This is a genomic window from Actinorugispora endophytica (assembly GCF_004363075.1).
In the GTDB taxonomy this organism is placed as follows: Bacteria; Actinomycetota; Actinomycetes; order Streptosporangiales; family Streptosporangiaceae; genus Actinorugispora; species Actinorugispora endophytica.
The window spans coordinates 97,332-117,865 of sequence record NZ_SNYN01000008.1; the positions used below are offsets into that span (position 1 = coordinate 97,332).

Consider the following 20,534-nt stretch of genomic DNA (forward strand, 5'->3'; position numbering starts at 1 on the left):
AGGCCACGGCGGGTGCGGGTGCGGGTCGAGACCGTGCCCACGGCGTCCGTTTCGCGTGGTTTCCGTTGATGATCTTGCTGTTTCCCCCTGAAACCAAGGATTCCGTGGGGAAAACAGCAAGATCACCGGACATTCGAGGGCCGGTCCCACCCCACCCGGAATGATCATGGGCTTTCCGCCCTTCCCGGCCCCGAAACGGGCAGAAAGCCCAAGGCCGTCAACGGAACCCTCACGCAACGGACATCATGGGCACGGCCCCGGCCCCACCCGCCGTCGCCGCCCGCCGTGACCTCGCGATCCGCGTGGCGTGAGGTCGAAAAGGCCCCCGAAGCACCGGTGCCCGAATTCACCCTCGCGCCGGAGGAGGGTCCCGTCAGCGCGCGGTCTCGGTGGCCCTGGACTCGCGGATCACCGTGACCCGGATCTGCCCCGGGTAGGTGAGCTCCTCCTCGACTCGCTTGGCGATGTCGCGCGCGATCACCTGCGCCTGCACGTCGTCCACCGCCTCGGGTCTGACCATCACCCGGATCTCCCGCCCCGCCTGCATCGCGAAGACCTTCTCCACGCCCTCGTTGGCGCGGGCGATCTCCTCCATCCGCTGCAACCGCTCCACATAGGACTCCAGCGACTCCCGGCGCGCCCCCGGGCGGCTCCCGCTGATCGCGTCGGCGGCCTGGGTCAGCACCGCCTCGACCGTGCGCACCTCCACCTCGTTGTGGTGCGCCTCGATGGCGTGCACGACGTCCTCGTTCTCGCCGTAGCGGCGGGCGATCTCCGCGCCGATCATCGCGTGGCTGCCCTCGACCTCGTGCGTCAGCGCCTTGCCGATGTCGTGCAGCAGCGCGCAGCGCTTCATCAACCGCGCGTCCATCCCCAGCTCCGCGGCCATCATCCCGGCCAGGTGCGCGCACTCCACCAGGTGCGCCAGCACGTTCTGGCCGTAGGAGGTGCGGTAGCGCAGCTGACCGAGCAGAGTGACCAGCTCGGGGTGCATGTCGGTGAGGCCGACCTCGACGAGGGCGTCCTCACCCGCGCGCACGCAGAGCTGGTCCACCTCCACACGGCTGGTCTCGTAGACCTCCTCGATCCGGTGCGGATGAATCCGCCCGTCCAGGACGAGCTTCTCCAGGGTGAGGCGGGCGACCTCTCTGCGGACCGGGTCGAAGCACGACAGCAGCACCGCCTCGGGGGTGTCGTCGATGATCAGGTTGACCCCCGTGACCATCTCGAAGGCGCGGATGTTGCGGCCCTCACGACCGATGATCCGGCCTTTCATGTCGTCGCCGGGCAGATGGACGACCGAGACGACCGACTCGCTCGTCTGCTCGCTCGCCAACCGCTGGATGGCCAGCGTGATGATCTTCCGGGCCCGCGCCTCGCCGTTCTTCCGCGCGTCCTTCTCGATGTCCCGCGCGATCAGCGCGGCCTCGCGCTTGGCCTGGTTCTCCACCTCCGCCACCAGCGCCGCTCTGGCGTCCTCCGCGCTCAGCGCCGCGGCGGCCTCGAGGACGGCGAGCCGCTCCCGGTCGAGTCCGGCGAGTTCGGCCTCGCGCACGTCCAGGCCCGCGGCGCGCTCCTCGTCCCGGCGGCGGGCCTCGGCAAGTCGGCGGGCGTCCTCGTCGAGGCGCTGCTCCCGCTCGCCCACACGCCGCTCCCGGCGTTCCAGATCCGCGCGACGCCCGTCCAGCCGCGCCTCGACCTCGGCCTGCTCGGCCACGGCGGCCGCGGTCCTGCGCTCGGCGGCCTGCTCGGCCTCGACCCGGATGCGGTCGGCCTGCTGCCGGGCCTCCTCCACGAGCACGGTCGCGCGGGCCCTCACCGCGCGCGCCGACCTGGCCAGCAGGAACCCGCCGGTGAGGAGCACGGCCAGCGCCACGAGGAACACCGCGACCAGCAGGCCGGTCACGCCGTCCATGGACTACCCCCCACCGTGCCCTGTCCGGACTCGGCCGCTCCCCGCACTTCACACGGGACGGCTCCACCACGTGGTCGCACACGTGTCGTCCGTCGGGTTATGGCTACCCGTCGCGCAAGCGAGCTAACTCGCCCTCTGCCGTGAGGTTAGGGTGCGCGGGGCCTCTCGGGCAACCAGGGCTCCGCCGGCGGCCGCGCCGGTCACCTCACCCGGGGCCGGGCTCGTCGAGGCCGGCGTCGAGCCCCTCGGCCTCCAGCTCCGCGCGGATCAGCCGGTAGGCGAGCCCCGCCGGGTAGCCCTTGCGGGCGAGCATGCCCATGAGCCTGCGGGTGCGCACCTCCGCGCTCCTGCCCCGGGTCCCGGCGAGCTTCCGGCGGATCAGGGAGCGCGCGGTGGCCTCCTCCTGTTCGGGGCTGAGCTCGTCCACCGCTCCGCGCACCGTCTCCTCGTCGACCCCGCGCCGGCGCAGCTCGGAGGCCAGGGCGCGCCGGGCCAGTCCCCGGCCGGCGTGCCGGGACTCCACCCACGCCCCGGCGAAGGCGGCGTCGTCGATGATGCCGACCTCGCTGTACCGGCTGAGGACCGCCTCGGCCGCTTCGTCGGGGATATCGCGTTTGCGCAGCGCGTCGGCGAGCTGGGCCCGGGTGCGCGGGGCGAAGGTGAGCAGTCGCAGGCAGATCTCGCGGGCCTTGGCCTCGGGGTCCGCCTCCGGCCGCGTACCGGCGACCGGAGGCTCCTCGTACTCCGTGTGGTGGTCGGTCTCCCGATCAGGCATCGGTGGCGGTGACCGGCTTGGACTCCACCACCGGCTTGGGCTCCGCCACCGGCTTGGGCTCCGCCACGGCCTTGGGCTCCGCCGCGGCCTTGCCGCGCGGCGTCCGCTTCGCGGTGGCCGGAGCCGCGGCCGGCTCCTTGGCGGCCTTGGCGGGCTCGCTGGTCGCGCTGTCGTCCCCACCGGTGGGGATGCCCAGCTTGTCCTTGATCCGCTTCTCGATCTCGTTGGCCATGTCGACGTTCTCGCGCAGGAAGTTCCGCGCGTTCTCCTTGCCCTGGCCGAGCTGGGTGCCCTCGTAGGTGTACCAGGCCCCGGACTTGCGCACGATCCCGTTCTCGACGCCGAGGTCGATCAGACCGCCCTCGCGGGAGACCCCGACACCGTAGAGGATGTCGAACTCCGCCTGCTTGAACGGCGGCGCGGTCTTGTTCTTGACGACCTTGACCCGGGTCCGGTTGCCGACCGCGTCGGTACCGTCCTTCAGCGTCTCGATCCGGCGCACGTCCAGTCGCACCGACGCGTAGAACTTCAGCGCCCGCCCGCCCGAGGTGGTCTCGGGGCTGTTGTGCACCATTACCCCGTCGACGAAGTAATTGTGGTTTCCTTCGACCTCGATGTCGAACTTGCGCATGCTGCGGGTCTGCGGCTTGACACGCACGTCGAGGATCGGAGCGGGGACCAGCCTCTCGACGGGCTCGGCGAACTGAGGCTCGACCTCGCAGCGGCCGCGGAACCGTGGCAGCAGCTTGTAGTCCATGGACTCGTGCACGTAGGGAGCGACGATCTCCATGAACTTGGCCGAGGCCTCCGTGTTGAACACGATGAAGCTCTTCTTCTCGGTACCGCGCTCGGCCAGCTTGACGCTGAGCCCGTGGGTGTCGCGCAGGTAATCGGCCAACCGAACCCTGGAACCCGGACTCATCGCCTCGACGCAGATTTCGATCCGGCCGCTGCCGCCCTCCGTGCGGGCCTGGACACCCTTGGAACCCGGGGTGAAGCACCCGTCGTCCATGTACCACACGGCCAGCGCGAGTGGGGTCAGTTCCTTCAGGAACTCCCAGGTGAAGTGCTTCTTGCCATCACCGAAGTACACGACCTTACGCAGCTCTTCGAGCTCGGGCAGCGGGGTGAAGTCGGCGAACACCGCCTGCTTGGCGTTGGCGGTCCGAGAATGTCCGATGTTGGACAGCAGCGAGACCTTCCAGTCGAGGTACTCCTCCTGCGTGACTCCGTGCCCCATTCGGAATCGCACGCCGGTGCGGCCTCGGCGGTCGGGCGAGAGGTTGCCGTCTCCCATAACGGAGCCATAGACGACCTGGCGCTGTTGGTCGCTCAGGTAGTGCGTCTCGTTGGCCAGGACCCGATCCCCGGTGATGAGCTCGCCCGCCTCACGCCATCCGCCCGGCGTGCGGACCAGGTGGTTGGGCGTGGCGGCGAACTGCGCCTTGCCGTTCTTCCCCGACTTACCCACGGTGAACTGCAGGAAGTACTCGGCGTTGCCGTTGTCGAACCAGTTCACGACCCTGCGGGGGACGACCTGGTCCGTCTCGGGGTCGTAGGAGAGGACCTCGACGTCCATCTTCTGGTCGACGATCTTGCCGATCTTCTCCTGGGATCCGTCGGCGAGCGTTACCCGGGTGCTGTAGTTCATGCACCCGAACATCACCCCGACCTTCTCGCGGAGCTGGTTGATGAAGATGGCAGTGGTGTTCGTCTGGTGCAGGGCGCCCGCGATCTTGCGCAGGGCCTGGGACATCAGGCGGGCCTGCAGACCCACGTGGCTGTCGCCCATCTCGCCCTCGATCTCGGCGCGCGGCACGAGCGCGGCGACGGAGTCGATGACGATGATGGAGACCGCGCCGGAGCGGATCAGCATGTCGACGATCTCCAGCGCCTGCTCGCCCGTGTCGGGCTGGGACAGCAGGAGGTCGTCGGTGTTCACGCCGATCTTCTTGGCGTAGGAGGGGTCGAGCGCGTGCTCGGCGTCCACGAACGCCGCGATGCCGCCCAGCCGCTGCGCGCTGGCCACGGCGTGCAGCGCGACGGTCGTCTTGCCGGAGGACTCCGGACCGTAGATCTCGACGATCCGTCCCCGGGGGATGCCGCCGATGCCCAGGGCCACGTCCAGGGAGATGGCCCCGGTGGGGATGGACTCGATGGGCGGACGCTCGTCATCGCCCAAGCGCATGATGGAGCCCTTGCCGAACTGGCGCTCGATCTGCGCGAGTGCGGTTTCAAGAGCTTTGTCTCGATCAGCAGCTGCCACGGGAAACCCCTGTTGGGTCGATGCCTTCTTCTTCATGATGAGGATGACGCTACGCGGCGCCGGTGACATTTCGCGACGCGTTCGCCCCTCCTGTGGACAACCGCCGAGCGGTCCTCCTACCTGGGCGGCTTCGGCCGCCCGCCGGGTGGCACGGCGGCCACTCCAGGCCCGGGTACACCACCACCCTACCCGAACCTCTGTTCGATTCTCGTCCGCTCCGCGTGCGCCGGGCGTGTCGGCACCGCGCCCCGCGGGCGGTCAGCGGGCGGCGGCGGGCAGGCCGAAGGACTCGCACACCGCGCGCCACACCTCCTTTGCGGCGACGCCGTCGTCGAGGGCCTGGCGGACCGTGCGCGAGCCGAGTTCCTCGATCACGTGGTCGCGCGCCAGGCTGTCGGCGTAGGCCTCGCCGAACTGCTCGTTCATCCGCTGCCAGAACTGGGAGAGTCTCATCCCCTCCAGTATCGGCCCCGTCCCGACCGCTTTCACTCCGTCCGCCCCCGACGGCAGACTGGGGGGATGGACGTCGAGACGAGACCGATGGAGCCGGACGACCTGGACCGGCTGGTCGAGGTGAGCCTGGCCGCCGACACCCTGTTCGCCGGGGCCGGGCTGGAACTGCCGCCGGACGACCCGGCGCCGGTGCTGGCGCGCTGCTCCCCGGTCCTGGTCGCGGGGCGTCCCGCGATGGGGCTGGCCGCGCTGGTCGAGCTGGACGGCGGGGCGCACCTGGAGCAGCTCGCGGTGCACCCCGGGCACGGGCGGCGCGGGGTCGGGACCGCGCTGCTGGAGGCGGCCTGCTCCGACGCCCGGCGGCGCGGGCACCGGGGCATGACCCTGACCACCTTCCGCGACCTGCCCTGGAACGGCCCCTGGTACGCCCGCCGCGGCTTCTCCGAGCTCCCCGAGTCCGCGTGGGGCCCTGAACTGGCCGCCCGGTGGCGGGCGGAGGCCGACGCCGGAATCGTGGTCGCCCCGCGGCTGGTGATGCGCCGCGCGCTCTGAGCCACGGCGGCCCCGCGCACCGCACCCGTCGCCGCCGGGCGGGGCGGTCAGCCGACCGTGGAGGCGAACAGCTCCTCGCGTGCCCGCTTCAGCGCCGCCAGGACCGCGCCGCGCAGGACGGGGTTTCCCTCGACCCCGCTGACGGCGACCTCGGAGGCGTTGGGGCCTATGCGGCCCGCCGCGGCCGCGACCCGCCGGGCCAGGTCGGCGCCGCCCGCCAGCGGGAGGTCACCGCCCAGGACGACCAGGCCCGGGTCCAGGATCACGCAGACCGAGGCGACGCCCCGGGCGATGCGCCGGGCCAGCTCGTCCAGGAACTCCTCGCCCCCCTCGGCCCCGGCCGCGGCCGCGCGCACCGCCGCGGTGGCGCCCTCGGCCCGCAGGCCGTGCGCGGCGGCCAGCGCCTGGACCTCCTTCGCCTTCACCAGGGACTGGAAGCCGTGCGCCAGCGAAGGGCGGCCGTAGGCGGTCCGCGCGGGCTGGTAGCCGCCCGGCAGGCCGACGTCGTCGGGGAGCGGGGCGCCGGGGACCGGGAGGTAGCCGATCTCGCCCGCGCCGCCGGAGCGGCCGCGGTGGATGCGGTCGCCCAGCATGATCGACATGCCGACGCCGCCGGAGCCGTTGATCCAGATCAGGACGAAGTCGGGGACGCCCGCGGCGACGCCCTCGGTGTGCTCGGCCAGCGCGGCCAGGTTGACGTCGTTCTCGATGGCCACCGAGCGCTTGAGGTCGGTGCGCAGCGCCTCCAGGACCCCCTCGTGCCAGGAGGACAGGTCGAAGGAGAAGCGGACGTCCCCGGTGCGCGGGTCCACCACGCCGGGCGTGCCGATGACGCAGGCGGTGAGGCGGTCGAGCGGGACCCCCGCGTTCTCCACGAGCCGCATGACGGCGGTGTGCACGAGCTCCACCGGCTCGTCCGAGCCGCTGGGGTCGATGGCGACCTCGGTGACGATCCGCCCCGTCACGTCCGCGATGGCGGCGGTGACCTCGTTGGGCCCCACGTCCAGGGCGGCGACGTAGGCACTGGAGGGCACCACGGCGTACAGCGCGGCGTTGGGCCCCCTGCCGCCCGCCCGCGCCCCGATCACGTGCACCAGCTCCCGCTCCTCCAGCCTGGAGAGCAGCTGGGAGGCGGTCACCTTGGACAGCCCCGTGGCCTCCCCCAGCTGGGTGCGGGTGAGCGGTCCGGACGACAGGAGCAGCTCCAGCGCCGCTCGATCGTTGAGCTGCCGCAGCAGCCGCGGGGTCCCCGGGCGTCGAGACATAACCGTGACACCTCCTTATCTATTTATTAGGAAAGTTTCTTGTTAGTTTAGCGGGCAACCCGCTCGAGGTCACGCGGGTCGCACTCCTCCCGCCGGAGCCGCCCTGGTTGCGGAGGGCTGAGCCGACTCGGTACTCCACTGTCTTATCCCAGCACACCCCGCACCAACGACGAAGCCCGTACAGCGTTCGCAGCCGACCGAGATGTTCCCGGGGGCCTGGTCTTCGAAGGCTCGTCGCAGGCGAGGCGATTCGTGAAAGGGAGATCCGAAGTGAACAAGTTCGCGAAAGTCGCAGCGGCATCCTCGCTGCTTCTTCTGGCCTCCGCCTGCGGCGGCGGATCCGACGACGGCAGCGCCGACGGCGGGGCCCCCGAGGAGATGACCGTCTGGATCATGGGCGACTCCCAGCCGCACATCGTCGAGTACTTCGGCGAGGCGGAGGCCGCCTGGCAGGAGGCCCACCCCGGGAGCGCCCTCAACGTCGAGTTCATCCCCTGGCCCGACGTGCAGACCACGCTGACCAACGCGCTGGCCGGCGGCGACAGCCCCGACGTCATCGAGATCGGCAACGACCAGAGCTCCAACTGGGCCTCCCAGGGCGCGCTGGTGGACATCACCGAGACCGTCGACGCCTGGGACGAGGCCGCGGACCTGGACCAGAACGCGCTGGAGTTCGCCTCCTACGAGGGTTCCGTCTACGGCGTGCCGTGGTACTCGGGCGTGCGCACCCTGTACTACCGCGCCGACTGGCTGGGCGACCTCGACATCGAGCCCCCCACCGACTGGGAATCCCTCCGCGACGCCGCCGAGAGGATCAACGAGGAGCACGACGTCCCCGGCTTCTGCGCGCCGACCGACTTCACCAACGGCATCGCCAGCTTCATCTGGAGCAACGGCGGCGAGATCGCGGTGCACGACGGCTCCGCCTGGGAGGGCCGGCTGACCGACCCGGCCACCCGGGAGGCCATCGAGTTCTACGCGGACCTGAGCGCGGACGGCGACGTCTCCCCGTCCGCGGCCCTGGGCGCGAACGAGAACGACGGCTGCCTCAACGACATGGCCAACGGCAACCTCGGCATGTACATCGACGGCAGCTGGGCCCGCGGGGCCTGGGAGGGCGTCGCCGAGGACCCGGCCGTCCTCGACCAGATCGAGACGACCGTGCTGCCCGGCGCCGACGGCATGGCCCCGGCCTTCGCCGGCGGTTCCAACCTGTCGGTGTGGAGCACCACCGAGAACCCCGAGGCCGCCGCCGAGCTGCTCCAACTGCTCGCCGGCAAGGAGTGGGGCGACCGGTTCGCCGAGACCGCGGGCTTCTTCCCGGCCTACCCCGAGCTCCTGGAGCAGGACAAGTACACCTCCGACCCGCTGAAGGCGGCCGGCGCGGAGCAGATGACGAACACCCAGTTCTTCCCGGCCACCCCGAACTGGAACTCCGCCGACCAGGAGCAGAAGATCCTGCCCAAGGCCGTCCTCGAGATCGCCCAGGGCGGAGACGCCGAGGAGATCCTGGCCGGGTACAACGACCAGCTCACCGAGATCCTGAACACGCCCGTCGAGTAGGCGGGCCGGTCGCACCCGACCGCGCCGCCCTCCCCGCCGGTGGCCGACGGCCCCTCCCGTCGGCCACCGGTCCCGTGTCCCCCGATCGAGAAACTCCGAGCCATGGCACACACCACAGAGGCGGCCAGGACGGCCGAACCACCGCCCGGTCCCGATCGGCACCCGAAACCGGGGGGACGCGGCGTCCGTCCCGCGCCCGTTCCGCTCACCCGCAGGATCACGCGGAGTCTCCCGCCCTACGCCCTGATCGCCCCCGCCGTCGTCGTGCTCGGCGTCGTGCTGCTGTGGCCGATGCTGCAGATGGTGTGGAACTCGCTGCACTCCTACACCATCCGGCACCTGATGCCCGCCGGCCCCGACCCGGAGTGGAACGACTTCGCGCACTACCGCACCCTGCTCACCGACCCGTACTTCTGGTCGGTGCTGGGCAAGACCGTCCTGGTCTGCGTGACCATGGTCGTGTGCACCATCGTCCTGGGCACCCTGGTCGGCCTGCTGCTCAACAGGCTGCCCAAGGCCTTCTCCACGTTCGTGGCCGTCGGCACGATGCTGGCCTGGGCCACCCCGGCGATCAGCGCCTCGCTGGTCTTCCGCTGGCTCTTCTTCCCGGAGCGCGGCTTCGCCAACCACGTCCTGGACGCGCTCCCGGACCTGCTGGTGGGCTCGGGCTGGCTCCGGTACAACTGGTTCCTGGACGAGGGCCCGCTGTTCACGCTGCTGGTCCTGGTGGTCGTCTGGCAGGGCTTCCCGTTCGTGGCCATGACCGTGCTGGCCGGGCTCAAGAGCATCCCGTACGAGCTCTACGAGGCCGCCCGGATGGACGGCGCGAGCGCGTGGCGCTCCTTCTGGGCCGTCACCGTCCCGATACTCAGGCCGCTGTTCGCCCTGATCGTCGTCCTGCAGATCATCTGGGACCTGCGGGTGTTCACCCAGCTGTACATCCTGACCGGCAGCAGTTTCGCCAACCCGGACGCGTACCTGCTCTCGTACTACGTCTACCAGCAGGGCTTCAACGCCAGCCCGGCCAACTTCGGCCTCGGCTCGGCCATCGCGGTGGTCATGACGGTCCTCGTCCTCGGCATCACCGTGTACTACCTGCGCGTCATGATCCGTCAGGGGGAGACCCGATGAGCGCCACCACGGCCACCCGGCCCGCCGCCCGCCGGACCGACCCGCTGCTGCGCGCCCGCCGGATCGCGGGCCGGACCGGGCTCTACGCCGCCGGTCTCGCGGTCTTCGCCTTCTCGGTCTTCCCCGTGTACTGGATGATCGCGACCGCCTTCAAACCCGGCGGCGAGCTGTTCGCCCGGGAGCCGACGCTCCTGCCGCGGAACCCCACGCTGGACAACTTCGACCAGGTGGTCAACGGCAACGTGATCCCCGGTGTGGACTTCTGGCAGTTCCTGGTGAACAGCCTCACCGTCACCCTCGGCTCGGTGGCGGTCGGCGCGGTCCTGGCGCTGCTGGCCGCCATCGCGGTGGCGCGCTTCAGGTTCAGGCTGCGCACCACGCTGATCGTGACGCTCATGGTGGTCCAGATGGTGCCGGTCGAGGCGCTGATCATCTCGATCTTCATCAACTTCCGGCAGATCCAGGAGGGCACCGGCGTCGAGCTGCTGGGGACGCTGACCGGCCTGGTCCTCGCCTACAGCGCGGTGTCGCTGCCGATCACCATCATGATGCTGCGCGGCTTCGTGGCCGCGGTCCCCAAGGAGCTGGAGGAGGCCGCCGCGATCGACGGCGCGGGCCACTGGACGGTCTTCTGGCGCATCCTGATGCCGCTGGTCGCCCCCGGCCTGGTCGCCGCGAGCATCTTCGCCTTCATCACGGCCTGGAACGAGTTCATCATCGCGCTCACCTTCCTGGGCCGCAGCAGCGAGACGTACACCCTTCCGCTGACGCTCTCCTACTACTTCGGCCGCTACGGCACCGACTGGGGTTCGATCATGGCCGCCTCCAGCCTGCTGACCGTGCCGGTGATGATCTTCTTCCTGTTCGTGCAGCGCCGCATGGTGTCGGGTCTCACCATGGGCGCGGTCAAGGGCTGATGGTCCGCCACCGCCCCTGACGGCGCCGCGCGCCGCCCCCGGGGCGCGGCGCCTCCGCCGCGCCCCGCCCGCCCCTATCTCGCCCGTCGAGGGCCTGGAACGGAGTCCGTGATGCCCGCTGACCGGAGCCTGGAACGTCTCGCCAACGCCACCCTGCTGGTGCCCTTCGAGGCGTACACCCCGCCCCGCTGGCTGCTGGACGGCCTGGCCGACGGCTTCGCCGGCGTCTGCGTCTTCCACAACAACATCGAGGACGCCGAACAGATCACCTCGGTCAACGCGAGGATCCGCGAGGCCTCGGACACCCCGCTGGTCTCCCTGGACGAGGAGGGCGGCGACGTCACCCGGATCGGGCAGCGCGCCGGCAGCGAGTATCCGGGCAACGCGGCGCTCGGCGCGATCGACGACCCCGCGCTGACCCGGTCGGTGCACCGCTCCCTGGCCGCCGAACTGCACGCTCTGGGCTTCAACCTGGACCTCGCCCCGTCGGTGGACGTCAACACCGCCGCGGACAACCCGGTGATCGGCACCCGCTCCTTCGGCGCGGACGCCGGACTGGTCGCCCGGCACGCCGCGGCCGCCGTCACCGGCCTGCAGGAGGGCGGGGTCGCCGCGTGCGCCAAGCACTTCCCCGGCCACGGCGCCACCCGCCAGGACTCGCACGAGGTGCTCCCCGTCATCGACGCCGACCCGGACCTGCTGGCGGAGCGCGAACTGCTGCCCTTCCGGGCCGCCATCGACGCGGGGGTGCGCAGCGTCCTGACCGCGCACATCGAGCTTCCCGGCCTCGGCGTGCGCGGACCGGCCACGCTGGCGCCCGAGATCGTGACCGGCCTGCTCCGCGACGGGCTGGGCTTCGACGGCATGATCATCTCCGACGCCCTGGACATGCGGGGGGTGAGCGGGGACATCGGGGTCCCCGAGGCGTCCGTGCGCGCGCTGGCCTCGGGCTGCGACCTGCTGTGCCTGGGCCGGTTCGCCTACGCGGACCAGGTCGCCGCGGTGCGCGAGGCGATCGTGGCGGCCGTTCGGACGGGGCGGCTCGGCGCCGAGCGGTTGGAGGAGGCCGCCGCCCGCACGGACGCGGCGCGCGCGTGGGTCGCCGGGCACTCCGCCCGCCCGGGGCCGGGCGAGGCGGGGATCGGCCTGGACGGGGCCCGCCGGGCGGTGCGGGTGGTCGGCGAGCTCGGACCGCTGCGCGCCCCGTTCGTCGTCGAGGTGGACGCTCCGGCGGGGATGGCCGTGGGCGAGGTCCCGTGGGGGCTCTCCCCCTGGTTCCCCCGGACCGTGCGACTGGAGGCCGAGACGGCCGACGTGGCGGCGCTGCTCGCCGAGGCGGCCGGGTACGACCTGGTGGTCGTGGTCCGCGACGCGCACCGCTACCCCGCGACCCGGACCCTGGTCGACCGCCTGTGCCGGGCGCGTCCCGACTGCGTCGTGGTCGAGATGGGCCTGCCGGTCTGGCGGCCCGACAGCCGCGCCCACATCAGCACCTACGGCGCGGCGCGCGTCAACGGCCAGAGCGCGGCCGAGCTCCTGGGATCAGCCGAAACGGCGCCGGCGCGCTGAGGCCGGAGGCCGGCGCTGCCGGCGGGACCGCCCGCCCCGTCCCGACAGGAGAACCCGTGGTCGGTGCGGCCCTCGGGCGCCGCACCGGGGCCGCGCCGCCACCCCACCGGCGCGGCCCCTCTCCGATTCACGGCATAATCGCAGCATGCGCCTTTCCGCACGAGTCGATTACGCGTTGCGTGCCGCGGCCGAACTCGCGGCCGCCAGTGGCGGCCCTGTCACGGCCGAGCAACTCGCGCGCGCCCAGGCCATACCCGGCAAGTTCCTGGAGAACATCCTCACCCAGCTGCGCCGCGCCGGTCTGGTGCGCAGCCAGCGGGGCCCGGTGGGCGGCTACTGGCTCGCCCGCCCGGCCTCGGAGATCTCCCTCGCCGACATCATCCGCGCGGTGGACGGCCCACTGGCCAACGTGCGCGGTGAGCGTCCCGAGCACGTCGACTACGACGGCGCGGCGCGCAGTCTCCAGCAGGTGTGGATCGCCCTGCGCGCCAGCGAGCGGGCCATCCTGGAGACGGTGACCCTGGAGCACGTGTCCACGGCCAGGCTTCCGGAGTCGGTCCGCGTCCTGGCCGAGAACCCCGAGGCCTGGACCAGCTGACCCGCGGCGGCGCGCGGCCCGCGTCGGTGAACCGCGCGCCGCCCGCGCTCAGCGCATCGCCTCGAACATCCAGTGCTGCTGTTCGAGGTCCTGCGCGGCGGCGATCAGGAGGTCCTGGGTGACCGGGTCGGCCTCTTCGGTGGCGCCGATGTGCTCGCGGAAGCGCTCGACCACGCCGCTCAGCGCGTCGACGGCCAGCGCGATGACCTTGTCGTCCTGGAGGTAGCCGGGGTCCGGCTGGGAGATCCGGGTGTCCTGCGCGACCTTGCCCGAGCGCCCGTCCGGGTTGACCCCGATCGCCACGGCGCGTTCGGCGAGGACGTCGGTGTGGCCGCGCGCGGCCTCGACGAGCTCGTCGAGTTGCAGGTGGATGGAGCGGAAGGTCCGGCCCACCACGTTCCAGTGCGCCTGCTTGGCCACCAGTGACAGATCGATCAGATCGACGATCGCGGCCTGCAGCGCCTGGCCGGTGACCTTGCGCGCGTCTTCCGCGAGTGCCCCGTGGATCTTCGCCATCGTTGATCATCCCCTTGTGTCTCGTGGACGGCACCAGAGCCACTGCCCGGCCCCGCCCCACCGAAAACACCCGGAGCGGACACCCCCGGAAACAGCAATGCGTCGGCCGCGCCATTGCGACCGACGGCATCGTGGCTGTGTGGGCCGGGGGTCAGACGCCCACCATGTCGATGACTTCTGGAACGCGATCGGGGATCGAGTCGATGCCGAGTCGGTCGGAGCCCGATACGGACGCGGCCGGAACCGATCCGCTGAGCGCCGCCTCCTGGAGCTCGGCGAGTGCCAGCTGGTCGGAGACCTCGCGCAGCACCTGGGAGAGGGGAACCCCCAGTGCCCCGCAGATCGAGGAGAGCAGTTCGGAGGACGCCTCCTTCTGTCCTCGCTCGACCTCCGACAAGTAACCCAACGAGACCCGGGCATCGGCCGACACCTCGCGGAGAGTGCGGCCCTGCCGCTGCCGGAGCTGCCGTAGCACGTCACCAATCAGGTGACGAAGCAGGACCATCATTCGCGCTCCCTCCTACCGGTAGCGACCTTCATAAAAACACCGTACCTGGCCGAAGCCCGATCGTCGCACCTCATGGCTTCCTGTTCGCTGGAGGGATAACACGATCTTGGTGAGGGTTTGTTCCCAGGGACCGACCGCTTGAACAGGATGCGGTCCGCTAATTCGCGGTGGTCTCGGACACGCCGTCCAGCAGGAGGGACAGGGCGCTCTCGACGGTCCGCTCCCGGATGGCGGCGCGGTCGCCCTCCAGACGCAGCTCCAGCACGCGATGGCGCTGGTCAGGGCCTGCGAGCGCGGTGTAGACGGTCCCGACCGGCCTGCCGTCCTGGGGTTCGGGCCCGGCGACGCCGGTGACGGCGAGGCCGAATGTGGCCTTCAGCAGCCCGCGCGCGCCCCGGGCCATGGCGACGGCCACGTCCGGGTGCACCGCCCCGTGCTCGGCCAACAGCGCGGCCGGGACGCCCAGGACGTCGGCCTTGGCCCGGGTGGCGTACGCGATCACGCCGCCCCTGAAGACGGCCGAGATCCCGGGCACACCGGTCAGGGTCGCGCCGATCAGGCCGCCGGTCAGCGACTCGGCGACGGCGAGCGTCTCCCCGCGGCCCCGGAGCAGCGTGTGCGCCCTGGAGGCGAGCTCCGCGGCGGCGGGGCCCGTCACCGGTCCTCCTCCGTACCCGGCTGCAGCCCGGCGCGGGACCTCCCGCGCAGTCTCAGGGCCTGGACGACGTAGTCCGCGCCGGTCCACAGCGTGACCGCCACCGCCACCGCCATGACGGTGTGCGCGACGACCTGGAAGAACAGCAGGTCGGGAAGGGGGAACAGGTAGACGCTGATCGCGACGATCTGGAGGACCGTCTTGAGTTTGCCGCCGCGGCTGGCCGGGATGACCCCGTACCTGATCACCGCGAAGCGCAGCGCGGTGATGCCCCACTCGCGGACCAGGATGACGACGGTCACCCACCACCACAGGTCGCCGAGCATCGACAGCACCACGAGCGCGGCGCCGGTGAGCGCCTTGTCCGCGATGGGGTCGGCGATCTTGCCGAAGTCGGTGACCAGGTTGCGGCGGCGGGCGAGCTCTCCGTCGATGCGGTCGGTGATCGCGGCGATCACGAAGACCGAGAAGGCGGCCAGGCGCCACCACAGGCCGTCCTGGAACATGCAGACGACGAAGAACGGCACCATGACGAGCCTGCTCACCGTCAGGATGTTCGCGATGTTCAGCACCGGCACGGGGCCGGCCTGGGCCGCGGGGTCCGGGGTGCTCACGTCGTGCCCGCGTCTTCCTCGTGCTCGGCGACGAGATCGACGCCCATGGCCGCCATGACGGTCGCCCGGACGATGTCGCCCACCCGGAGTTCGGTGTCGGCGTGCACGATCGTGCTGCCGTCCACCTCGGGGGCCTGGTGCGCGGCGCGCCCCTCGTAGGCGCCCTCCCCCAGTTCGGCCTCGATGAGCACGTCCACCGTCGAGCCGACGCGCTCCTCGGCGCGCTGGGCCATCAGCTCCTCCGCGAGCTGGTTGAGCCGCTCGACGCGGGCGTTGACGACCTCCTCGGGGAGTTTGCCGTCGTGCCCGACCGCCTCGGTGCCGTCCTCGTCGGAGTAGCCGAAGACTCCGATGGCGTCCAGGCGCGCCTCCTCCAGGAAGGCGACCAGCTCGGCGAACTCCTCCTCGGTCTCGCCGGGGAAACCGACGATGAAGTTGGAGCGGGCCCCCGCCTCCGGCACGGTCTCGCGGACCGTCCCCAGCAGCTCCAGGAAGCGCTCGCGGTCCCCGAAACGGCGCATCCGGCGCAGCAGCGTCCCGCTGGCGTGCTGGAAGGACAGGTCGAAGTAGGGCACGACCTTGGGGGTGCGGGTGAGCACCTCGATCAGGCCGGGGCGCACCTCGGCGGGCTGGAGGTAGCTGACCCGGACCCGTTCGATGCCGGGGACCTCCGCCAGGCGGGGCAGCAGCCGTTCCAGGGCCCGCAGGTCGCCCAGGTCCTTGCCGTAGGAGGTGGAGTTCTCGCTGACCAGGAAGAGTTCGCGGACGCCCTCTCCCGCCAGCCACTCGGCCTCGCGCACGACGTCGTCGGGGTCGCGGGAGATGTAGGCGCCGCGGAAGGCCGGGATCGCGCAGAAGGTGCAGCGCCGGTCGCAGCCCGAGGCGATCTTGAGGTTGGCCACCGGGCCGCCGGTGAGCCGCAGGCGCGGAACGACCGGCCCCGAGGCCGGGGCGACGCCGTCGGGCAGCGGGGTGAGGGCGTCGGCGCCGAAGGACGCGTGGCCGGGCACGTGCACGCCGGGTCCCGCGGCGCGCTCGACCGGGGAGATCGGCAGCAGGGTGCGGCGGTCGCGCGGGGTGTGCGGCACGAGCGGCCGGCCCTGGACGACGTCGTCGAGGCGCTCCCCGATGTCGGCGTAGTCGTCGAAGCTGATGACCTGGGCCTCGGGCATGGCCTCGGCGAGCTCCGAACCGTACCGCTCGGCCATGCAGCCGGCGGCGACGACCTTCGTCCCGTCCTCGGCCGCGGACAGCAGCGCGTCGATGGAGTCCTGCTTGGCGGCTTCGATGAAGCCGCAGGTGTTGACGACGACGACGTCGGCGGCCTCCCCCTCCTCGGGGTCGACCAGGTTCCAGCCGCCGGCGGCCAGGCGTCCGGCGAGTTCTTCGGAGTCAACCTCGTTGCGCGCGCACCCCAGGGTGACGAGCGAAACAGTACGGCGCGATGACATGGCTTCCAAGGTTACGGGAGGGCGTGGGCACGGCGGGGCCGCGCGGGCCGGCGTCGGGCACCCGCGCCGGCACTCCGGCGCCGGTGGCCGCCAAACCGTCCACACGACCCCTTAAGGGTAGGTCTTCCCAGGTGCGCTTCGGCCCCGGCCCCCACCCGCCCCTCATCCCCGCCCCGGATCCCGCGCGTCGAAGGTGAGTCGGGCCACCTCGCCGGAGTCGCCGGGAACGCCGAGGTCCTCGCCGTTGACCCGCAGCCGGACGCTGCCCGCGTCGCCCAGGTGCAGCCGCAGCCGCCCGGGCGCGGTCCAGTCGCGGCTCTCGCCCTCGTCGAGGATCCCGGCGAAGAGGGCGTCGCCGTCCCCGTCGTACACGCTGGCCCAGGTGCTCTCCCGGACCTCGACGTGGAGCGTCACCTCGCCGTCCCCCTCCGCCTCCGCGGCCCGCCGTTCCGCCTCGGCGGCCTGGAGTTCGGCCCGGCGCTGCTCGGCCTCCCAGTCCTGGACGGGCCTGGGCTCGTCGGGGGGCGCGGGGTCGCCCGCGCTGCGCACCGACACCTGGGCGGCCTCCTCCTCGGGCTCCCCCAGGTTCGCCCAGACCAGCACCGCCGCCGCGATCGCGATGGCGACCGCGGCGACCGCCCAGCGCAGCCAACCGCCCGGGGGCGTGGCCGCCTCCCCCTCGGGCTCCCCCGGGTCTTCGCCCTCGTTCCTCTCCCCGGTCTCGGCCTCGTCGCCGGTCGCGTCCTCGTCGCCGGGGTCGGCCTCGAACCCGGCCACGGCCCCCGGAGCCCGCGCGGGGGCCGCGCCCCCCTCCGCGCTCACCTCGGCGAGGCTCCTGGGCTGCGCCGGGGCCTCGGCGTACTCGGCGTCGAAACGGGCCAGCAGCGGACCGGCGTCGACGCCCAGCGTCCGGCATATCGTCCGAAGGTGCCCCCTCGCGTAGAAGTCCCCCCCGCACGCGGCGAAGTCATCGCGCTCCATCGCCCGGATGACCGTCCCACTGATGCGAGTGGTCTCGTGAAGCCGCTGAACCGAGCAACCCGCCTCTTCCCGGGCACTCGCGAGGGCCTGACCGATCGTCGTCATACCCGCTCCCATCGCCGACACATGACGTTGTCCGCCCACTACCCAATGTGTCGCCATCGGGGCGGCCGAAAGGGCAGGCACGCCCACTCGGGAGGTCAAAAAACAGTCAGCCGGCCACGGGGCAGCGCGCCCCCCTGACGGCTCCCCGCAGCGGGAAACGGGGTCAGTCCCCCCGCAGCGCGGCCAGCACCTCCGGCAGCCCCTCGGGCGTCACCAGGACGTCCCGCGCCTTGGAGCCCTCGCTGGGGCCGACGATGTCGCGGCTCTCCATCAGGTCCATCAGCCGCCCCGCCTTCGCGAAGCCGACCCGGAGCTTGCGCTGCAGCATCGAGGTCGACCCGAACTGGGTGGTGACCACCAGCTCGATCGCCTGGAGGAGCAGGTCGAGGTCGTCGCCGACCTCCTCGTCGACCTCCTTCTTCCTGGCCTCCCCGACCCCCACGTCCTCGCGGTAGGTCGGCTGGGCCTGCTTCTTGCAGTGCTCGACGATCGCCCGGATCTCCTTCTCCGAGACCCAGGCGTTCTGGAGCCGGATGGGCTTGGACGAGCCCATCGGCAGGAACAGCGCGTCGCCCTTGCCGACCAGCTTCTCCGCGCCCGGCTGGTCCAGGATGACCCGGCTGTCCGAGAGGCTGGAGGTGGCGAAGGCCAGCCGGGAGGGCACGTTCGCCTTGATCAGGCCGGTGACCACGTCGACGCTGGGACGCTGGGTGGCCAGCACCAGGTGGATGCCCGCCGCGCGGGCCAGCTGGGTGATGCGCACGATCGCCTCCTCGACGTCGCGCGGGGCGACCATCATGAGGTCGGCGAGCTCGTCCACGATGACCAGCAGGTACGGGTACGGCTCGTAGGTGCGCTCGCTGCCCGGCGGCGCGGTGAGCTCCCCCGACCGGACAGCGGCGTTGAAGTCGTCGACGTGCCGGTAGCCCGACGCCGCGAGGTCGTCGTAGCGCCGGTCCATCTCGCCGACGACCCACTGGAGCGCGTCGGCGGCCTTCTTCGGGCTGGTGATGATCGGCGTGATGAGGTGCGGGATGCCCTCGTACATGGTCAGCTCGACCCGCTTGGGGTCGACCAGGATGAGCCGGACCTCGTCGGGGGTGGCGCGCATCATGATCGAGGTGATGAGCCCGTTGATACAGGTCGACTTGCCCGCGCCGGTCGCGCCCGCGACCAGCACGTGCGGCATCTTGGCCAGGTTGGCCACCACGTCGGCGCCCTCGACGTCCTTGCCCAGGCCCACCAGCATCGGGTGGTCGTCGGATGTCGCGGCGGTGGAGCTCATGACGTCGCCGAGGCTGACCAGGTCCTTGTCGGTGTTGGGGATCTCCACCCCGATCGCGGACTTGCCCGGGATCGGCGACAGGATCCGCACGTCGGCGCTCTTGACGGAGAGCGAGATGTTCTTGGTCAGGGCGGTGACCTTCTCGACCTTCACCGCCGGGCCCAGTTCGATCTCGTAGCGGGTGACCGTCGGGCCCCGGGTGAACCCGGTGATCTCGGCGTCCACGTTGAACTGCTCCATGACGCCGGTGAGCGCCTCCACCACGGCGTCGTTGGCCCTGGTGCGGGGCTTGGGCGGGGTCCCCGGCTTGAGCAGGCGCGGGGACGGCAGCCCGTAGTCGCCGTCCACCACCCGCGACGGGATGGACAGCTGCTCGACGCCGCTCGGCGCGGGCGTGGGGTCGGGGGCCGTGAGGGGGGCGGGCACGGTTTCGGGCCTCGTCCTCGCCCTGCCGGCGGCCACCACGGGGGTGTCGAAGGGGCGCTCGTGGTCCCCGGCGTGGGTCTCGAACTCGGCGGTGTTCTTCCTCGCCCCCGTTCTGCGCCTGCGCCGGGGAGCGGCCTCCTCCCCTCCGTCGAGGACGTCCGTCCCCGCGGAGGTGTCGTCGTCGCGGACCGCGATCCCGCCGAGGAGCCGGCCGAGCCGTTCGGGGATCCGGTGGACCGGCGTCGCCGTGACGACGAGGAGGCCGAACAGCACCAGCATGAACAGGAGCGCGCCGGTCAGCCATGGCGTGATGAGCAGGCTGAGCGGGCCCGAGGCCGCGAACCCCAGGAGCCCGCCCGCGCGGCGTACCGCCTCCTGCCCCTCGGAGGGCCAGGGGACGCCGTGCCCGATGTGGATGAGGCCCAGCAGGCCGATCAGCAGCGCCGCGGAGCCGATGGCCAGGCGGCCCCCGTCGGTTCGGCCGGTGCCGGGGGTGCGCATGAGCCGCCACGCGAACGGCAGGCAGACCAGCGGGACCACCGGCGCGAAGGTGCCCACGCCGCCGGCGATCACCATGCGGGTGGCGTCCAGCAGCGGGCTCTCGGCGTCCCACCACACGGCCGCGGCGATCAGGAGCCCCGCGGCGAGCAGGATCATCCCCGCGCCGTCCCTGCGCAGGTCCGGGTCGAGACCTCGGGCGCTCCGGCCGGTGGCGCGGGCCAGGCCGCCCACCGTGTGCGCGAGCAGCCGCCAGATCATCAGCAGGAACCGTCCGAACAGGGTGAACAGCAGCGCGATGGGCCCCTCGGAGGTCTCCGGCCGCCTGGCCGGGGCCCGCTTGGCGGGCTGCCTGGACCGGGGAACCGTGGTCGAGGGGCGGCGGGCCGGGGCCTTTCTTCCCGATCCGCCACTGGAACGCTGGGAGGTCTTGGGCGCACGGGTGGCCATGGGCGCAGCCTACTAAGGAAGGCCCGCCGGATTCAGGCACC

Annotated in this window: 18 protein-coding genes and 2 pseudogenes; 6 read left to right on the plus strand and 14 right to left on the minus strand. The window is 71.9% G+C overall.

What is annotated here, in order from left to right; genetic code table 11:
• Nucleotides 1-373: 373 nt before the first annotated feature.
• From rny to EV190_RS12780, 6 genes and pseudogenes are all read right to left on the minus strand, one after another.
• Nucleotides 374-1,915 carry a ribonuclease Y gene (gene rny, locus EV190_RS12765; RefSeq protein WP_133741755.1) on the minus strand — a complete coding sequence of 514 codons (1,542 nt, stop codon included), beginning with the start codon at nt 1,913-1,915 and terminating at the stop codon, nt 374-376.
• Nucleotides 1,916-2,120: 205 nt separating this feature from the next.
• Complete coding sequence (recX, locus tag EV190_RS12770) at nt 2,121-2,690, minus strand: recombination regulator RecX (RefSeq protein ID WP_133741756.1); 570 nt, start codon at nt 2,688-2,690, stop codon at nt 2,121-2,123.
• Nucleotides 2,683-3,321 (minus strand): hypothetical protein, encoded by a 639-nt coding sequence (locus tag EV190_RS24320; RefSeq protein ID WP_279536617.1) that lies wholly within the window; start codon nt 3,319-3,321, stop codon nt 2,683-2,685. The genes recX and EV190_RS24320 overlap by 8 nt, the downstream gene beginning before the upstream one ends.
• 171 nt (nt 3,322-3,492) lie before the next feature.
• A pseudogene (locus tag EV190_RS24565) lies at nt 3,493-4,107 on the minus strand (LAGLIDADG endonuclease); the annotation flags it as partial.
• A pseudogene (gene recA / locus EV190_RS24430) lies at nt 4,108-4,956 on the minus strand (recombinase RecA); the annotation flags it as partial. It abuts the pseudogene before it with no gap.
• A gap of 258 nt (nt 4,957-5,214) precedes the next feature.
• On the minus strand, nt 5,215-5,409 hold the full coding sequence (locus EV190_RS12780) for a DUF3046 domain-containing protein (RefSeq protein ID WP_133741757.1): 195 nt from the start codon (nt 5,407-5,409) through the stop codon (nt 5,215-5,217).
• 66 nt (nt 5,410-5,475) lie between these two features.
• On the opposite strand from EV190_RS12780, the gene EV190_RS12785 reads away from it, so the two are divergent.
• Nucleotides 5,476-5,961, plus strand: a complete 486-nt coding sequence (locus EV190_RS12785) for a GNAT family N-acetyltransferase (RefSeq protein ID WP_133741758.1) — start codon at nt 5,476-5,478, stop codon at nt 5,959-5,961.
• A gap of 47 nt (nt 5,962-6,008) precedes the next feature.
• Here EV190_RS12785 and EV190_RS12790 read toward each other — a convergent pair whose 3' ends face one another.
• A complete protein-coding gene (locus tag EV190_RS12790; protein ID WP_133741759.1) occupies nt 6,009-7,226 on the minus strand; it encodes an ROK family transcriptional regulator in 1,218 nt (405 codons plus the stop codon).
• 270 nt (nt 7,227-7,496) lie between these two features.
• Here EV190_RS12790 and EV190_RS12795 point away from each other — a divergent pair, with 270 nt between their 5' ends.
• The 5 genes from EV190_RS12795 (at nt 7,497) to EV190_RS12815 (ending at nt 13,004) form a co-directional block, all read left to right on the plus strand.
• Nucleotides 7,497-8,789, plus strand: coding sequence for an extracellular solute-binding protein (locus EV190_RS12795; RefSeq protein WP_133741760.1), 1,293 nt, complete (start codon nt 7,497-7,499; stop codon nt 8,787-8,789).
• A 102-nt stretch (nt 8,790-8,891) separates the two neighbouring features.
• Nucleotides 8,892-9,920, plus strand: a complete 1,029-nt coding sequence (locus EV190_RS12800; protein ID WP_133741761.1) for a carbohydrate ABC transporter permease — start codon at nt 8,892-8,894, stop codon at nt 9,918-9,920.
• The gene (locus EV190_RS12805) at nt 9,917-10,837 is read left to right on the plus strand and encodes a carbohydrate ABC transporter permease (protein ID WP_133741762.1); all 921 of its coding nucleotides are present in this window, start codon (nt 9,917-9,919) and stop codon (nt 10,835-10,837) included. Before EV190_RS12800 ends, EV190_RS12805 begins: the two co-directional genes overlap by 4 nt.
• Before the next feature lie 111 nt (nt 10,838-10,948).
• The gene (locus tag EV190_RS12810; protein WP_133741763.1) at nt 10,949-12,406 is read left to right on the plus strand and encodes a glycoside hydrolase family 3 protein; all 1,458 of its coding nucleotides are present in this window, start codon (nt 10,949-10,951) and stop codon (nt 12,404-12,406) included.
• Between the two features lie 145 nt (nt 12,407-12,551).
• Nucleotides 12,552-13,004: an RrF2 family transcriptional regulator gene (locus EV190_RS12815; protein ID WP_133741764.1), complete on the plus strand. Its 453-nt coding sequence runs from the start codon at nt 12,552-12,554 to the stop codon at nt 13,002-13,004.
• A gap of 48 nt (nt 13,005-13,052) precedes the next feature.
• Here EV190_RS12815 and EV190_RS12820 read toward each other — a convergent pair whose 3' ends face one another.
• The 7 genes from EV190_RS12820 to EV190_RS12850 all read right to left on the minus strand — a co-directional run bounded on the left by EV190_RS12820 (nt 13,053) and on the right by EV190_RS12850 (nt 20,493).
• Nucleotides 13,053-13,520 carry a Dps family protein gene (locus tag EV190_RS12820; protein ID WP_133741765.1) on the minus strand — a complete coding sequence of 156 codons (468 nt, stop codon included), beginning with the start codon at nt 13,518-13,520 and terminating at the stop codon, nt 13,053-13,055.
• A gap of 151 nt (nt 13,521-13,671) precedes the next feature.
• Complete coding sequence (locus EV190_RS12825; protein ID WP_133741766.1) at nt 13,672-14,028, minus strand: helix-turn-helix domain-containing protein; 357 nt, start codon at nt 14,026-14,028, stop codon at nt 13,672-13,674.
• 157 nt (nt 14,029-14,185) lie between these two features.
• Nucleotides 14,186-14,686 (minus strand): CinA family protein, encoded by a 501-nt coding sequence (locus EV190_RS12830; RefSeq protein WP_133741767.1) that lies wholly within the window; start codon nt 14,684-14,686, stop codon nt 14,186-14,188.
• Complete coding sequence (pgsA, locus tag EV190_RS12835; RefSeq protein WP_133741768.1) at nt 14,683-15,297, minus strand: CDP-diacylglycerol--glycerol-3-phosphate 3-phosphatidyltransferase; 615 nt, start codon at nt 15,295-15,297, stop codon at nt 14,683-14,685. The genes EV190_RS12830 and pgsA overlap by 4 nt, the downstream gene beginning before the upstream one ends.
• Nucleotides 15,294-16,748, minus strand: coding sequence for a 30S ribosomal protein S12 methylthiotransferase RimO (rimO, locus tag EV190_RS12840; RefSeq protein ID WP_133741769.1), 1,455 nt, complete (start codon nt 16,746-16,748; stop codon nt 15,294-15,296). The genes pgsA and rimO overlap by 4 nt, the downstream gene beginning before the upstream one ends.
• A gap of 162 nt (nt 16,749-16,910) precedes the next feature.
• Nucleotides 16,911-17,891 (minus strand): RodZ domain-containing protein, encoded by a 981-nt coding sequence (locus EV190_RS12845; protein ID WP_133741770.1) that lies wholly within the window; start codon nt 17,889-17,891, stop codon nt 16,911-16,913.
• Nucleotides 17,892-17,997: 106 nt separating this feature from the next.
• Nucleotides 17,998-20,493 carry a DNA translocase FtsK gene (locus EV190_RS12850; RefSeq protein WP_133741771.1) on the minus strand — a complete coding sequence of 832 codons (2,496 nt, stop codon included), beginning with the start codon at nt 20,491-20,493 and terminating at the stop codon, nt 17,998-18,000.
• Nucleotides 20,494-20,534 lie beyond the last annotated feature (41 nt).

What these genes read in the sequence shown, in the direction of transcription:
- EV190_RS12800 (WP_133741761.1), top strand. Translation starts at nt 8,892, where the DNA reads ATGGCACACACCACAGAGGCGGCCAGGACGGCCGAACCACCGCCCGGT.
- rny (WP_133741755.1), bottom strand. Translation starts at nt 1,915, where the DNA reads ATGGACGGCGTGACCGGCCTGCTGGTCGCGGTGTTCCTCGTGGCGCTG.
- EV190_RS12845 (WP_133741770.1), bottom strand. Translation starts at nt 17,891, where the DNA reads ATGGCGACACATTGGGTAGTGGGCGGACAACGTCATGTGTCGGCGATG.
- EV190_RS12785 (WP_133741758.1), top strand. Translation starts at nt 5,476, where the DNA reads ATGGACGTCGAGACGAGACCGATGGAGCCGGACGACCTGGACCGGCTG.
- EV190_RS12820 (WP_133741765.1), bottom strand. Translation starts at nt 13,520, where the DNA reads ATGGCGAAGATCCACGGGGCACTCGCGGAAGACGCGCGCAAGGTCACC.
- EV190_RS12815 (WP_133741764.1), top strand. Translation starts at nt 12,552, where the DNA reads ATGCGCCTTTCCGCACGAGTCGATTACGCGTTGCGTGCCGCGGCCGAA.
- EV190_RS12825 (WP_133741766.1), bottom strand. Translation starts at nt 14,028, where the DNA reads ATGATGGTCCTGCTTCGTCACCTGATTGGTGACGTGCTACGGCAGCTC.
- EV190_RS24320 (WP_279536617.1), bottom strand. Translation starts at nt 3,321, where the DNA reads ATGCGCAAGTTCGACATCGAGGTCGAAGGAAACCACAATTACTTCGTC.
- EV190_RS12790 (WP_133741759.1), bottom strand. Translation starts at nt 7,226, where the DNA reads ATGTCTCGACGCCCGGGGACCCCGCGGCTGCTGCGGCAGCTCAACGAT.
- EV190_RS12850 (WP_133741771.1), bottom strand. Translation starts at nt 20,493, where the DNA reads ATGGCCACCCGTGCGCCCAAGACCTCCCAGCGTTCCAGTGGCGGATCG.
- rimO (WP_133741769.1), bottom strand. Translation starts at nt 16,748, where the DNA reads ATGTCATCGCGCCGTACTGTTTCGCTCGTCACCCTGGGGTGCGCGCGC.
- recX (WP_133741756.1), bottom strand. Translation starts at nt 2,690, where the DNA reads ATGCCTGATCGGGAGACCGACCACCACACGGAGTACGAGGAGCCTCCG.
- EV190_RS12810 (WP_133741763.1), top strand. Translation starts at nt 10,949, where the DNA reads ATGCCCGCTGACCGGAGCCTGGAACGTCTCGCCAACGCCACCCTGCTG.
- EV190_RS12805 (WP_133741762.1), top strand. Translation starts at nt 9,917, where the DNA reads ATGAGCGCCACCACGGCCACCCGGCCCGCCGCCCGCCGGACCGACCCG.
- EV190_RS12780 (WP_133741757.1), bottom strand. Translation starts at nt 5,409, where the DNA reads ATGAGACTCTCCCAGTTCTGGCAGCGGATGAACGAGCAGTTCGGCGAG.